General features: G+C 65.2%; 8 protein-coding genes. 1 reads left to right on the top strand and 7 read right to left on the bottom strand.

Features of this window, described 5'->3' with window-relative positions:
- Positions 1-55 precede the first annotated feature (55 nt).
- Positions 56-2,929, top strand: coding sequence for an aminomethyl-transferring glycine dehydrogenase (gene gcvP / locus CQ050_RS11560; RefSeq protein WP_105556970.1), 2,874 nt, complete (start codon positions 56-58; stop codon positions 2,927-2,929).
- 117 nt (positions 2,930-3,046) lie between these two features.
- Here the strand turns inward: gcvP and CQ050_RS11555 are convergent, their stop codons facing one another.
- The 7 genes from CQ050_RS11555 to CQ050_RS11525 all read right to left on the bottom strand — a co-directional run bounded on the left by CQ050_RS11555 (position 3,047) and on the right by CQ050_RS11525 (position 13,392).
- Complete coding sequence (locus CQ050_RS11555) at positions 3,047-5,002, bottom strand: DUF945 family protein (protein ID WP_105556969.1); 1,956 nt, start codon at positions 5,000-5,002, stop codon at positions 3,047-3,049.
- Positions 5,003-5,289: 287 nt separating this feature from the next.
- Positions 5,290-6,765: a M81 family metallopeptidase gene (locus tag CQ050_RS11550; protein WP_105556968.1), complete on the bottom strand. Its 1,476-nt coding sequence runs from the start codon at positions 6,763-6,765 to the stop codon at positions 5,290-5,292.
- Positions 6,766-6,793: 28 nt separating this feature from the next.
- On the bottom strand, positions 6,794-8,203 hold the full coding sequence (locus CQ050_RS11545) for an amidase (RefSeq protein ID WP_105556967.1): 1,410 nt from the start codon (positions 8,201-8,203) through the stop codon (positions 6,794-6,796).
- Between the two features lie 36 nt (positions 8,204-8,239).
- On the bottom strand, positions 8,240-9,937 hold the full coding sequence (locus CQ050_RS11540; RefSeq protein WP_105557117.1) for an ABC transporter ATP-binding protein: 1,698 nt from the start codon (positions 9,935-9,937) through the stop codon (positions 8,240-8,242).
- Positions 9,938-9,942: 5 nt separating this feature from the next.
- Positions 9,943-10,848, bottom strand: coding sequence for an ABC transporter permease (locus CQ050_RS11535; protein ID WP_105556966.1), 906 nt, complete (start codon positions 10,846-10,848; stop codon positions 9,943-9,945).
- 9 nt (positions 10,849-10,857) lie between these two features.
- Entirely contained in the window at positions 10,858-11,799 is a 942-nt protein-coding gene (locus tag CQ050_RS11530; RefSeq protein ID WP_105556965.1) for an ABC transporter permease, read from the bottom strand.
- A gap of 27 nt (positions 11,800-11,826) precedes the next feature.
- On the bottom strand, positions 11,827-13,392 hold the full coding sequence (locus CQ050_RS11525) for an ABC transporter substrate-binding protein (RefSeq protein WP_105556964.1): 1,566 nt from the start codon (positions 13,390-13,392) through the stop codon (positions 11,827-11,829).
- Positions 13,393-13,457 lie beyond the last annotated feature (65 nt).

The raw sequence follows: 13,457 nt of genomic DNA, 5'->3' as shown, positions 1-13,457 counted from the left end.
GGGTGCGGCCTGTGCGCCGCGCCCGCCCTGACGCACTTACCACCCGAGATTCTCCATGTCGCGCGCCCTAGACACCCATACCGACTTCATTCCCCGCCACATCGGCCCCTCCGACGCCGACCAGGCTGCCATGCTGAACGTGATCGGCAGCCCCAGCCTGGACGCCCTGATCGAAGAAGTCGTGCCTTCGAAGATCCGCAGCCAGGCCCCGCTGGCGCTGCCGCCCTCGCGCAGCGAAACCGACGTGCTGGCCGAACTGAAGCAGATCGCGGGCCGCAACAAGGTCTACCGCAACTACATCGGCCAGGGGTACTACGGCACGCAGACGCCCAACGTCGTGCTGCGCAATATCCTTGAGAATCCCGCCTGGTACACGGCCTACACGCCTTACCAGCCGGAAATCTCGCAGGGCCGCCTTGAAGCCCTGCTGAACTACCAGACCATGGTCGCCGACCTGACCGGGCTGGACATCTCCAACGCCTCGCTGCTGGATGAAAGCACCGCTGCCGCCGAAGCCATGACGCTGGCCCGCCGCGGCGCCAAGTCGCAAAGCCCGGTGTTCTTCGTTTCGCGCCATGTGCACCCCCAGACCATCGAAGTCGTGCGCACGCGCGCCGAAGGCTTGGGGCTGGAAATCGCGGTGGGCGACGAGGCTGAAGGCCTGCCCGAGTGCTTCGGCGTGCTGCTGCAATACCCGCACAGCACGGGTTCCGTCGCCGACTACCGCAAACTGACTGAAACCGCCCATGCGCAAGGCGCCGTGGTGGCGTGCGCGACCGACCTGTTGGCGCTGGCCGTGCTGGCCGCTCCGGGCGAGTGGGGCGCGGACATCGCCATCGGTTCGGCGCAGCGCTTCGGCGTGCCGTTCGGCTTCGGCGGCCCGCACGCCGGATTCATGGCCTGCAAGGACGGCTTCAAGCGCAACATGGCCGGCCGCCTGGTCGGCGTGTCCAAGGACTCGCAAGGCAATCCCGCGATGCGTCTGGCGCTGCAAACGCGCGAACAGCACATCCGCCGTGAAAAGGCCACGTCCAATATTTGCACCGCGCAGGTACTGCTGGCCGTGATGGCCGGCATGTACGCCGTCTGGCACGGCCCCGAGGGCATTCGCCGCATTGCGCAGCGCGTGCAGCGCAGCACCGCCATCCTGCGCGGGGAACTCATCAAGCTGGGCGTGAAGGTCGTGAACGACACGTTCTTCGACACGCTGCTGCTGGAAACGGGCGCCGCCACCCCGGCCATCCTGACGGCCGCCGATTGCGAGCACATCAACCTGCGCCGCGTCGACGGCGCGCGCCTGGCGGTGTCGCTGGACGAAACCGTCACCGTTGCCGACCTGCAAGCGTTGGTCAACGTGTTTGCCGCCGGCCTGGAACGCGATGATGTCGAACTGGACATCGACGCGCTGGACGCGGCCGCCGCCAGCGGCATTCCCGCATCGGTGGCGCGCGAAAGCGCCATCCTGAAGCACCCCGTCTTCTCCAGCGTGCAATCCGAAACCGACATGCTGCGCTACCTGCGCCGCCTGGCCGACAAGGACCTGGCGCTGGACCGCACGATGATCCCGCTGGGTTCGTGCACCATGAAGTTGAACGCCACGGCCGAGATGATTCCCATCACCTGGCCCGAATTCGCGCTGATCCACCCGTTTGCCCCCGCTTCGCAAAGCCAGGGCTACAACGAGCTGATCGACCGTCTGTCCGCCGCGCTGTGCGAAATCACCGGCTACGACAACATCAGCCTGCAACCCAACTCGGGCGCGCAGGGCGAATACGCCGGCTTGCTGGCCATTCGCGGCTATCACCAGGCCAACGGCCAGCATCAGCGCAACGTCTGCCTGATCCCGTCGTCCGCGCACGGCACCAACCCCGCGTCGGCGCAGTTGGCCGGCATGGATGTGGTGGTGGTGGCGTCCGATTCCAACGGCAACGTCGATCTTTCCGACCTGCGCGCCAAGATCGAACAGGTCGGCGACAAGCTGGCCGCGCTGATGATCACGTACCCGTCCACGCACGGCGTGTTCGAAGAAGCCGTGACCGAAATCTGCGACCTGGTCCACCAGGCCGGCGGTCAGGTCTACCTGGACGGCGCCAACATGAACGCGATGGTTGGCGTGGCTCAGCCGGGCAAGTTCGGGTCGGACGTTTCCCACCTGAACCTGCACAAGACGTTCTGCATTCCGCACGGCGGCGGCGGCCCCGGCGTGGGCCCCGTGGCGGTGCGCGCGCATCTGGCGCCGTACCTGCCGGGCGTGGTGAACGAGCAGGGCAAGCTGCCCGGCGACGCAAAGGTCGGCCCGGTTTCGGCCGCGCCGTTTGGCTCCGCCGGCATCCTGCCCATTCCGTTCGTGTACATCTCGCTGATGGGCGCCGATGGCCTGCGCCGCGCGACGGAAGTCGCCATCCTGAACGCCAACTACATCGCGACCCGTCTGCGTGACCACTACCCGGTCCTGTACGCGGGCCGCAATGGCCGCGTGGCGCACGAGTGCATCCTGGACGTGCGGCCGCTGAAGGAAGTCAGTGGCATCAGTGCCGAAGACATCGCCAAGCGTCTGATGGACTACGGTTTCCATGCCCCGACGATGAGCTTCCCGGTAGCGGGCACGCTGATGGTCGAGCCGACGGAATCCGAAGGCGTGGCCGAGCTGGATCGCTTCATCGACGCGATGATTTCGATCCGCGAGGAAATCGCCCAGGTCGAGCGCGGCGAACGTGATCGCGACGACAACGTCCTGAAGAACGCGCCGCATACCGCGCAGATGTTGATGGCCGAAGAATGGCTGCACGACTACCCGCGCCAGCAAGCTGCCTATCCGGTGGCGTCGTTGCGCGAGGCCAAGTACTGGCCGCCGGTGGGCCGGGTGGACAACGCCTACGGCGACCGCAACCTGGTGTGCGCGTGCCTGCCGATCGAAGCCTACGCCTGATGGCATGATTGCCCGGCGCAAGCCGGGCATGGATCCTGATGTGACGGATCCCGCAGGCAATAAAAAACCCCCATCTTTTTTCGATGGGGGTTTTTCTTTGGGCGGGGCGACGCAGGTTTACTTGGCCGCCGTGCCCTTGCTCAGCGTGCCGAAGTCTTCGGCGATGCTGATGAAGGTGTTCAGCAGGATCTGCAGGTTTTCCTTGCCGATGCCGCCTTCGGCGTTCATGTCCATCTGCAGCACGGCCTGGTTCTTGTCGTCCAGGTAGGCGCGGGTCCAGCGGTATTCCTGGTTCCAGGTGTTGATGGCCTTCAAGGCCATCGGCTTCTTGGTCTTGTAGGTGGCCGTCACGACCAGGTCCAGGCATTTCTCGGTGAAGTCGTTGCACAGGAATTCCAGGCGCAGGTCGCTGGCACCGGTGGTGCCGGTATCCAGCACCAGCACCGGGCCTTCGTCGCCGTCGCTCTTCTTCACGGTGTAACCCATGTCGTCGAGCATGCTGCTGACCATGTCCAGGTCGAAGTTCTGCATCATGCCGGCGGTCGGGGTGTCGGTCACCGCGGGCTCTTCCTGGCCCGGCATCGTTTCTTCTTCGGGTTCCTCATCCATGGAATCCATGCCGGCTGCACCCAGCAGGCCCGAGAAGAGTTCGTCGGCCGGGATCTTCTTGCCGTTCAGGTCGCCCATGCCGTCGGCGAAGGTGAACTTGCCGACGATGTTGTCGCCTTCGTTCTTGCCGACGTTGAACATTTCAGCCATGCCCGACATCTGGCGCACGTTTTGTTCGGCTTCTTCGGCAGCCTTGTCGGCGGCCATGCCATCCTTCTTGACGGCGTACTGCGTCATCAGGTCTTTGACCATCGGCTTGGAGATGATCAGCGTGGCGTCGATGCGCTTGATGGCTTGAACCGCGATTTCCTGCGGCGTCAGGTTCTTGACGTCGGCGGGGTTGGCCAGGTCCAGCGTGAAGTTCAGCTTGCTTTCGCCCTTGCCGGTCTTCCAGCTGAGCGGATCGATGCTGAACGACGGGTTGCCCGCCAGCAGCTTGCCGGCGTTGTCCAGCAGCACCTGGATCTGCTCGTCTTTCAGGCCTTCGTCTTCGGTGCTCGCCATGTACTGGCGCACCAACTGGTTGTAGGTGTCCGACAATTGCTTGACGGCCTGGCCGTCCAGCTTGGCCAGCTTGATCACGGCCTGGCCGTTGCCGAGCGCGACGTCGTTCACGATGATGTCGCCGGTCTGGTAGGCGGCTTGCACGTTGATCGACTTGTCGTCTTCCGACAGCTTCACGCCGTAGCCGAAGTTGTCCAGCGACAGCTTGATGTCGTCTTCGGGGCGGGTGACGTCGATGCGCTTGATCTTCAGGTCGGAATCACCAATCGACACGCCGAACTTGCCTACGCGGCTGTTGGCGTCGATCGTCATGCCGGCGATGGAAACCTTGGCCGGGTCGCTGCTCTTCGAGGCGTCGATCGTCAGCGTGTCCATCACGCCGCGCGCGGTCACGCCTTGCAGATTGCGATCGAAGTCGCCGGTCACGACCATGCCGCTGAAATCCACCGAGGTGCCTTCATGCGTGATCTTGACCGGGGCGATCTTGGACGTGGAACTGGTGACGCCGCTGTAGCTGATGGTGGCGTCGCTGATCAGCGGCGATACGCCCTTGGTCAGTTCGAACACTTCCTTCAGGTTGTCCGTCTTGGCCATTTCGGCATGGACGTAAGCCAGCTTGGGCGCAAGGGCGCCGGTTGCCAGGGCGCTCTTGGGGAAGGGGCCGTGTTCGACGACGGCGTCGAATTCGATCATGCCGGCGGGCATGGCGTCCGGGCTCTTGTCGTTCTTGACGAGCGACAAGCCATAGCGCGCCTGAGTCGAGAACAGGCTGCGTTCGTACTTCAGCTGATCGATGCGCAGGCCGAACAGCGGCGTCAGCTTGGCCAGTTTTTCGTTGGCTTCGGCCAGATGGCGCTGCGAGCTTTCCTCAATACGTTTGCCGGTGTACCACGTGGCGCCTACCCAGCTTCCCGCTCCCACTATGACCACGCCGAGGGTGATCGCTACGCTCTTTTTCATCGTTCTGCTTTTTTCGTTGATTATCGAGTCATATCCGACAGGCGAGGCGTTTATTGCCATCGCGCCTTGGCGGCCAGCAGCCGCCGTCGGTATACACGTATTCATCGGCCTGTAAGGGCCCGCGGCGAGTATACCGAGGCGCGCCGTAACCTGAGCGTGCGCGCAGTTACCGAAGATTTCAAAATGAAAGGCCAGCGCACAAGCGCCGGCCTTCTACCGGAGGTAACAGGCGCGCAAAGCGCGCGCGGCGGGGACTTATCCCTGCAATATGACGGCTTGGCGCTGGATTACAGCGGATCCAGCGGGTAAATCGGACGGCGGACGTGCTTGAAATCCAATTGGCTGTAGTCGGAGGTGGTGACGCCCACGCCCGTGCATTCGATGACTTCGGTCGCCATGTCCGAGAAGCCCGCGCGCCAGTGCACGCGGCTTTTCAGGACGACATAGCGCTTTTGCAGCGGATCGATGCCGGCCGACAGCAGGCAATTGATGTCGAAGGGCTCCTGGTGGCGCGACACCACCACGATTTCGACGCGGCCCGTGTCGATGACGACGGTCAGGCCGGTGTCGTTGCGCACGCCCCGGTACATCGGCCCGCGGCTCAGGTAGACGCCGTCGAACACGAGTTTGACGCGGCCGGTCACTTCCAGCGGTTCGCTGGCTTCCTTGATGGCGGGCATGGCCAGCTTGCCACCCAATTTCAGCGTGACGGTGGCGCCCACGCCGGCGGCGGCGGCTTCGGTCGCGGCCTGGGGGTCGCAAATGGCGTAGAAGACGACGTTGTCCAATTCCTGGCGCAGCACTTCGGCCAGCACGGCCGTGGTGTCCATGGTGCCGCCCGAACCGGTGTTGTCGAAGTGGTCCAGCAGCACGACGGGGCCCTGTTCGATCGTCTTCGCGCGGGCAATGGTGGGCGCCAGCGGTTCGGGGTGGAATACCCAGTCCGCCCGGCCGGCCCAGGCGCGTTCCAGCAGTTCGTCACGGTATTGCCGTGCCTCGTCCGGCTTGCCGTCCGTACAGACGACCGCGCTCAGGCCGGCTTCGCGGATGTCGGCATGCGGGAAGCCCACGAACACGGAAGCCGCCAGCACGCCGTTGGCCTCCAGCTCCTTGCAGCGTTCCTGCAAGGGTTTGTTCGGCGCGGCGTGCGTGCCTTGGCACATGATGTGCGGCAGCATCGGCTTGTTGGCCCAGCTCATGACGGGGTGGATTTCGCCCTTGAGCGTGCGCACGATCACGTTGGCGGCGCGCACGCCGGCTTCGCGGATGTCAACATGGGGATAGGTGTGGAAGCCGCTGATGACGGTAGCGTTGTCCACGATGTCGTCGTAGACATTGGCATGCATGTCCAGCGTGACGGCGACCGGCGTCTTGGGGTCGATTTCGCGCAGGCGGCGCAGCAGGTCGCCCTCGGCGTCTTCTACGCCTTCGGCCACCATCGCGCCGTGCAGGTCCAGCAGAATGGCGTCGAAGCCGCCCAGTTTGACCTGGTCCAGGACCAGCTTGCACAGTTGTTCATGCGTCTGGGCGCTGGCGGGGCCGCTTGGCCAGGACTCGGCCGCGACGGGCACGACGATGTCGGCGCCTTCGCGGCGGGCCACTTCGATATACCCGCCCAATCCGCTATCGGTGTTCTCGTAGGCCTTGATGGCGCGTTCGCCGGCCAGGATTTCGGGATTGCCGCGGAAAAAGCGTTCCAGCGGGGTCGGCACGGGCGAATAGGTATTCGTTTCGTGCTTGATCATTGCCAAAAGCCAACGCATGGGAATTCCTGTGGGTTGCTGTGGAAAGTCAGTTCGCTTGGGGCGGCTGGGGCCACGGATGCTGCGCGGGACGCATCTGTTCCCAGGCGTGCGCCACGCGCAGCACGCCCAGATCGTCGAAACGCGCGCCGGCGATCTGCAGCCCGATGGGCAGGCCCGCCCGCGTATAGCCGCAATTGACGGACGCGGCTGGCTGTTCGCTCATGTTGAAGGGCAGCGTGAAGCCGATGTGGTGCATGGTGGTGGCGACTTCATTGGTGGGCGACGGCCATTCGGCGTTGTAGGCCACCACGGGCGCCACGGGCGAGAGCACGTAGTCGAACGGGGCGCAGGCCGCCACGGTCTTGGCACGCACGTTCAGGGTTTCGTAGTAGCTGCGGAAGACGGCTTCGCCAGACTGCCCGCCGCCGCTTTCCGCCCAGGCGCGGATGAAGGGCAGGATTGTCGCGCGGCGCGCTTCGGGCAGCGCGGCAAGATCGATCGCCGAACGCGTGCGCCAGAAGCGGTCCACGCCGTCCAGCATGTCGGGCGTCATCCAGGGCAGCATCGGGGTGACGACGGCACCGGCGGCCTCGAAGGCTTGGGCGGCGGCCTGCACCGCGTCGCGCACCTCGGGGTCTAGCGGCAGGCCGCAGCCGGCGTCCATCAAGAGGCCGATCCGCAGGCCGCGCACGTCCTGCGCCAGGTTCAGCCAGTCGAAGTCCTGGAAGGGAAGGCTCATGTGGTCGCGCGCGTCGGGCTGCGACAGCACGCCCATCATTAACGCCGTGTCCGTGATGGTGCGCGTCATGGGGCCGGCGCAGCGGCCCATGAACGGCGGGTCGATCGGGATGCGGCCCAGGCTGGGTTTCAGCGTGGCGATGCCGCACCAGGCGGCCGGCAGGCGGACGGAACCGCCAATGTCGGTGCCGATATGCAGAGGCCCGTAACCGGCGGCGGCAGCGGCGCCCGCGCCCGCGCTGGAACCGCCGGGATTCTTGGAAAGATCCCAGGGGTTGCGCGTCAGTTCGTGAAAGCTCGACAGCCCCGAGGACAGCATGCCGTAATCGGGCATGGTGGTCTTGCCCAGCAGCACGGCGCCAGCTTCGCGCATGCGGGCGGCGGGGGGCGCGTCGGCGGCGGCCGGCGTCAGGTCGGTGGCGGCGGTGCCCAGCGGAATGGGCGTGCCACGGGTGGCGATGTTCTCTTTGATGGTGGCGGGCACGCCGTCCAGCGTGTAACCGCCCGAGGACAGCGGTTCGCCTTTCATCCAGCGGGCTTCCGATGCCCGCGCCATCGCCAGCGCGGCGTCGGGATCCAGCGCATAGGTGGCTTTCAGGTGCGGTTCCCAGCGTTCGATGTGTCCCAGCACGGCGCGGGTGGCTTCAACGGGCGAAAGCGACTTGTCGCGGTAGGCGTGCAGCAATTCCTGGGCGGACAATTCATGCGGTTGTGACATCTTGGTTCCAGTGTGCGGATGGAGGCATTCAGGGCGTCAAGGCGTGGGCGCGTGGGCGTGCGCCAGCGTGGCCGCGACGGGCTGGAAATTGCGGAAGTCCCAGTCGCGCCCCGGCGCCGCGTCGATCAGGGCGCGCGTGTACTCGTGGCGGGGCTCGGTCAGCACGGTTTCCGCGGAGCCGGTTTCAACGACCTTGCCGCGCTGCATCACCATGATGGTGTCGCAGATCTGCGCGGCCACGCGCAGGTCGTGCGTGATGAACAGCACGCCGACGCCGGTGCGCTGGCGCACCTGCTCCAGCAGTTCCAGCACCTGCGCCTGCACCGACACGTCCAGCGCCGAGACCGCTTCGTCCGCCACCAGGATTTCAGGGTCCATGACAAGCGCCCGAGCAATGCAGATGCGTTGGCGCTGGCCGCCGGAGAACTGGTGCGGATAGCGCCGCATGGCGTCCGGGCTGAGCCCCACGACGGTCAGGGTTTCGCCCGCGCGCTTCAAGGCCTGGTCGCGCGGCATGCCGAAATTGAGCAAGCCTTCGATAATGGATTCACCTACCGTGCGGCGCGGATTGAGCGAGCGGTAGGGGTCCTGGAAAACGATCTGGATGCGGCGGCGAACCGGGCGCAGCGCGGAGCCGGACAGCGTGCTGAGGTCTTCGCCGCCCATCATCATGTGGCCGGCGGTGGGTTCGATCAGGCGCACGATGCAGCGCGCCACCGTGGACTTGCCCGAGCCGGACTCGCCGACGATTCCCAGGATCTCGCCCTTGCGCAGCGTCAGGTTGACGTCGGTGGCGGCGATGACGTTCTGCGCCGCCTTGCGGGAAAACAGCGAACTCTTGCCGGCGTAGGTGCGTCCCAGGCCCTTGACGTGCAGCACGGGCTGGCCGTCGGGCGCCTCCCGGCGGGTTGGCACCAGGCTGGGTACGGACGACACCAGCCGCCGGGTGTAGGACTGCTTGGGTTCGGCCAGGATCTCGTTGCGGGTGCCGCTTTCGATCAGGTCGCCGCGGTTCATCACCACGATGCGGTCCGCGATCTCGGCGACCACACCGAAGTCGTGCGTGATGAACAGCACGGCGGTCTGGTGCTTGACCTGCAATTCCTTGATCAGCGCCAGGATCTGTTTCTGCGTGGTGACGTCTAGCGCGGTCGTGGGCTCGTCGGCGATCAGGAGCTTGGGTTCCAGGATCAGCGCCATCGCAATCACGATGCGCTGGCGCTGGCCGCCGGACAACTGGTGCGGATAGGCGTCGAAAATGCGTTCGACGTCCGGCAGGTGCACCGAGCGGAACATGTCCAGCACCTTGGCGCGGCGTTCGGCCGCGCTCATGCTCTTGCGATGCAGGCGCAGCACTTCGTCGACCTGCTTGCCCACCGTATGCACGGGGTTCAGCGCGGTCATGGGTTCCTGGAACACCATGGCCATGCGGGTGGCGCGCATCTCGCGCAGCCGGCGTTGCGAGGCGGTGGCCACGTCTTCGCCTTCGACGCGGATGGAGCCGGCGCTGATGGACAGGATGCCCGGCGGCAGCAGGCCCATCACGGCCAGCGACGTGACGGACTTGCCCGAGCCGGACTCGCCGACCACGCACACCGTTTCGCCGGCATGCACGTCCAGGCTCAGGTTGCGCACGACGCGGTTGCCCGCGCCGCCGACTTCCACCGACAGGTTGCGGATGGCCAGGATGGCGGACGACGTATCGCCCGCGGGAGGGGTGGGGGAATAGGTCATGGGCATCAGATCCTGCGAACCATTTTGGGGTCCAGCGCATCGCGCAGGGCGTCGCCCAGGATGTTCACGCTAAGCACGGTCAGCGACAGGAACAGGCCGGGAAAGAGAATCAGCCCGGGCAGCATGCGGAAGTACATGCGGCCTTCGGACATGATGTTGCCCCAGGACGCGATTTCGGGCGGGATGCCCGCGCCCAGGAAGCTCAGGATGGCTTCGGTCAGCATCGCGGATGCGAACACGTAGGTGCCCTGAACGGTCAGCGGCGCGATGGTGCTGGGCACCATGTGACGCCACAGCAGCAGCGGCAGCGGCGTGCCGAGCGCCAGCGCGGCCTCGACGTAGGGTTCGCCACGCACGGTCAGGATCTGGCCGCGCACGAGCCGCACCACCCGGGGTATTTCGGGGATGGTGATGGCGACCAGCACGGTCGTGATGCTGGCGCCGGTGACCGAGACCAGGGCGATCGCCAGCAGGATGCCGGGGATCGCCATGATGGCGTCCATCGTGCGCATGATCAGCCCGTCCAGCGAACGGAACCAGCCGGCGATCACGCCGATCACCAGGCCGATGACGACGCTGACGACCGCGGCGCCCAAGCCGGCGATCAGCGAGATGCGGGCGCCGTAGGCCACCCGCGACCAGACGTCGCGCCCGAAGGCGTCGGTGCCGAACAGATAGTCGGTGAAGGGCTGTTTGAGCCGCGCGCCCGGGTCGATGAGGGTGGGGTCGACCGTGCCCAGCAACGGCGCGAACAGCGCGATGGCGATGATGGTGACGAGCACCACCAGCGCCAGCATGACGGGCCAGCTTTTCAAGCCCTGGCGGATTTGCCGCCAGGCGGTGACTTGAGGGTTGCCGCCTCCGGGAAGGTCGGCTGCCGCCTGCACGGCGGCGTCGGTTGGCGTTTGCATCGGGCGGCCTCAGTATCGGATACGCGGGTCGAACACCGTGTAGGCGCAATCGACAACGAGATTGATGAATACGTAGACGAACGCGAAGAACAGCGTCAGCCCCTGAATGACCGGATAGTCGCGTGCCAGCACGGCTTCCACCACCAGCCGGCCCAGGCCGGGGATGTTGAATACTGATTCGGTCACGACCACGCCGCTGATCAAGAGCGCGATGCCCAGCCCCACCACCGTGGCAATGGGCACGGCGGCATTGCGCAGTGCATGGCCCAGCAGCACGCCGGTTTCACCCAGGCCCTTGGAACGGGCCGTGCGGATGAAGTCTTCGCCCATGACCTCGATGACGCTGGTGCGCGTGATGCGCGCGATCAACGCCACGTAGACCGTGGACAAGGCCAGCGACGGCAGGATGAGCCGGTGCAGGTAGGGCCAGAAGCCCTTGGCCAGCGGCGCGTAGCCCTGCACGTTGAACCAGCCCAGCTTGATGGCGAACAGCCAGATCAGCAGGTAGCCCGTGACGAACACCGGCACTGAAAAGCCCAGCACCGAAAAGCCCATCACGGCGCGGTCCAGCAGTCGGCCTTGCCGCCATGCCGCCAGGATGCCCAGCGGAATGGCGACGACGAGCGTGAACAGCAGGGTCAGCACCGCCAGGCTCATCGACGGTTCAAGACGTTGCACGATCAGTTTGGTGACCGGCACGCCAGACATGAGCGAAGTGCCAAGATCGCCTTGCAGGAGCTTGCCGCCCCAGATGAAGAACTGCTTGATGACCGGTTGGTCCAGGCCCATCGTCTGCCGTATCTGGACGATACGTTCAGGCGTGGCGCCGTCGCCGGCCATGATGATGGCCGGATCTCCCGGGCTGAAACGCAATATCGCGAAGACCACCACCGCGACCATCACCAGAACGGGGATGGTCGCGAGGAGCCGGCGTGAGACGAATGCCAGCATGTATTTCCCCCTGAACTGCTTGCCCCTTTAAGGAGCTTTCTTGACGTTCCAGAACGCAAAGACCGGTGCATGCACCAGGCCGGAGAGCTTGGTCGAGTAGACGGTGGGCACGGACATCTGGCCCAGCGGCACGTACAGGCCTTCGTCGATGCCGATGCGCTGCAATTCGTCGGCGATTTTCTTTTGCTCGGCGGGGTCGGAAGTCAGCGCGAACTTGGTGCGCAGTTCTTCCACTTGCGGCATGTCGGGCCAGCCGAACCAGGCGTTGTCGCCGTTGGCGGCGGCGGGCGCGGAACGCACCGGGTCCATCACGTCGGTGGCGTACCAGTTGGTGTTGTGGATGTTCCAGCCGCCTTCAGCCGGCGCGGCCTTGGATGCGCGGCGCGTGGCCACGCTTTGCCAGTCCATGGCGGCCAGGTTGACGTTGAAGCCGGCCTTGCGCAGCGCTTGTGCCATCACCACGGGTTGCGCGGACAGCGTGCCCACGTCGGTGGCGTGCATGACCAGGATGGGCGTGTTGTCGTAGCCCGCTTCCTTCAGCAGGGCCTTGGCCTTTTCGATGTTCGCCGGCACCACGACTTCCTTGCCGATGTCGCTTTCCATCGGCGTGCCGCAGCCCCACAGCGACGCGCAGGTCTTCCAGTACTTCGGATTGCCGACCAGCGCCTTCATCACGTCTTCCTGGCCGATGGCGTACATCGCGGCCTGACGGATCTTCTTGTTGTTGAACGGCGGATACTTGAAGTTGAAGCGGTACATCGTGAAGTAGCCGACCGGGCTCAGGGACTCTTCCTTCAAGTCCTTGTTGCCTTCGATCATCGGCAACAGGTCATACGGGAACTGCTCTACGAAGTCGATTTCGCCGCCCAGCAGCGCGTTGGCGGTGGTCAGGGCGTCAGGCATGACGTCCCATTCGACCTTGTCCACGTTCACGACCTTGCCGCCAGCCAGGGCGCTTGCGGGCTCTTTGCGCGGCACGTAATCGGTGTTCTTGGCATACACCGTTTTCACGCCCGGCTTGAATTCGATGACCTTGAACGGGCCCGAACCGGTCATGTCGGTGATGGGCTGGCCGATGGCCTGTTCGGCGATGCGCTTGGGCATCATGAACGGCGCGGTGCCGGTCGGCTTGGACAGGGCGCGCAACGCCAGGTCGGTGGGTTCTTTCATGACGATGCGGAAATTCTTGTCGTCAATGACTTCGATCTTGTCGGTGAACTTCAGCAGCGTGCGGCCCATGCCGTCGCCGGCGGCCCAGCGCTTGATCGAGGCCACGCAGTCTTCGGACGTGACGGGCTTGCCGTCGTGCCACTTCTGGCCGTCGCGCAAGGTCATCGTGTACGTCTTGCCATCGGGCGAGACTTCCCACTTCTCAAGCATCTGCGGCTGGATCTTGTTGTCGGCGTCGGTGGCCAGCAACGTGTCGTAGATCATGTAGCCGTGCCACGTCGTGATGTACGCAGTGGTGGCGTGCGGATCGGTTAACCGCAGCGGCGAGTGCATGACGGACTTGATGACGGTTTCGGCGTAAGCGCCGTGGGCCATCATCAGCGTTGCACCGGCCAGCGTGGCCGCTCGGACAAACTTGAGCATGGAGATTCCCCTTGAAGCGTAGTGAGCGGCACTGTCGGCCGCTACGTCGTTAACGCGCCGCGCGA

It is taken from the genome of Achromobacter sp. MYb9 (assembly GCF_002975275.1).
Lineage (GTDB): Bacteria > Pseudomonadota > Gammaproteobacteria > Burkholderiales > Burkholderiaceae_B > Achromobacter.
The sequence above is the reverse complement of the archived record's forward strand: the minus strand, read 5'-3'. Positions and strand labels throughout refer to the sequence as shown.

Excerpts from the sequence above, each read along its gene's own strand:
- gcvP (WP_105556970.1), top strand. The coding sequence starts at position 56 with ATGTCGCGCGCCCTAGACACCCATACCGACTTCATTCCCCGCCACATC.
- CQ050_RS11555 (WP_105556969.1), bottom strand. The coding sequence starts at position 5,002 with ATGAAAAAGAGCGTAGCGATCACCCTCGGCGTGGTCATAGTGGGAGCG.
- CQ050_RS11550 (WP_105556968.1), bottom strand. The coding sequence starts at position 6,765 with ATGCGTTGGCTTTTGGCAATGATCAAGCACGAAACGAATACCTATTCG.
- CQ050_RS11545 (WP_105556967.1), bottom strand. The coding sequence starts at position 8,203 with ATGTCACAACCGCATGAATTGTCCGCCCAGGAATTGCTGCACGCCTAC.
- CQ050_RS11540 (WP_105557117.1), bottom strand. The coding sequence starts at position 9,937 with ATGACCTATTCCCCCACCCCTCCCGCGGGCGATACGTCGTCCGCCATC.
- CQ050_RS11535 (WP_105556966.1), bottom strand. The coding sequence starts at position 10,848 with ATGCAAACGCCAACCGACGCCGCCGTGCAGGCGGCAGCCGACCTTCCC.
- CQ050_RS11530 (WP_105556965.1), bottom strand. The coding sequence starts at position 11,799 with ATGCTGGCATTCGTCTCACGCCGGCTCCTCGCGACCATCCCCGTTCTG.
- CQ050_RS11525 (WP_105556964.1), bottom strand. The coding sequence starts at position 13,392 with ATGCTCAAGTTTGTCCGAGCGGCCACGCTGGCCGGTGCAACGCTGATG.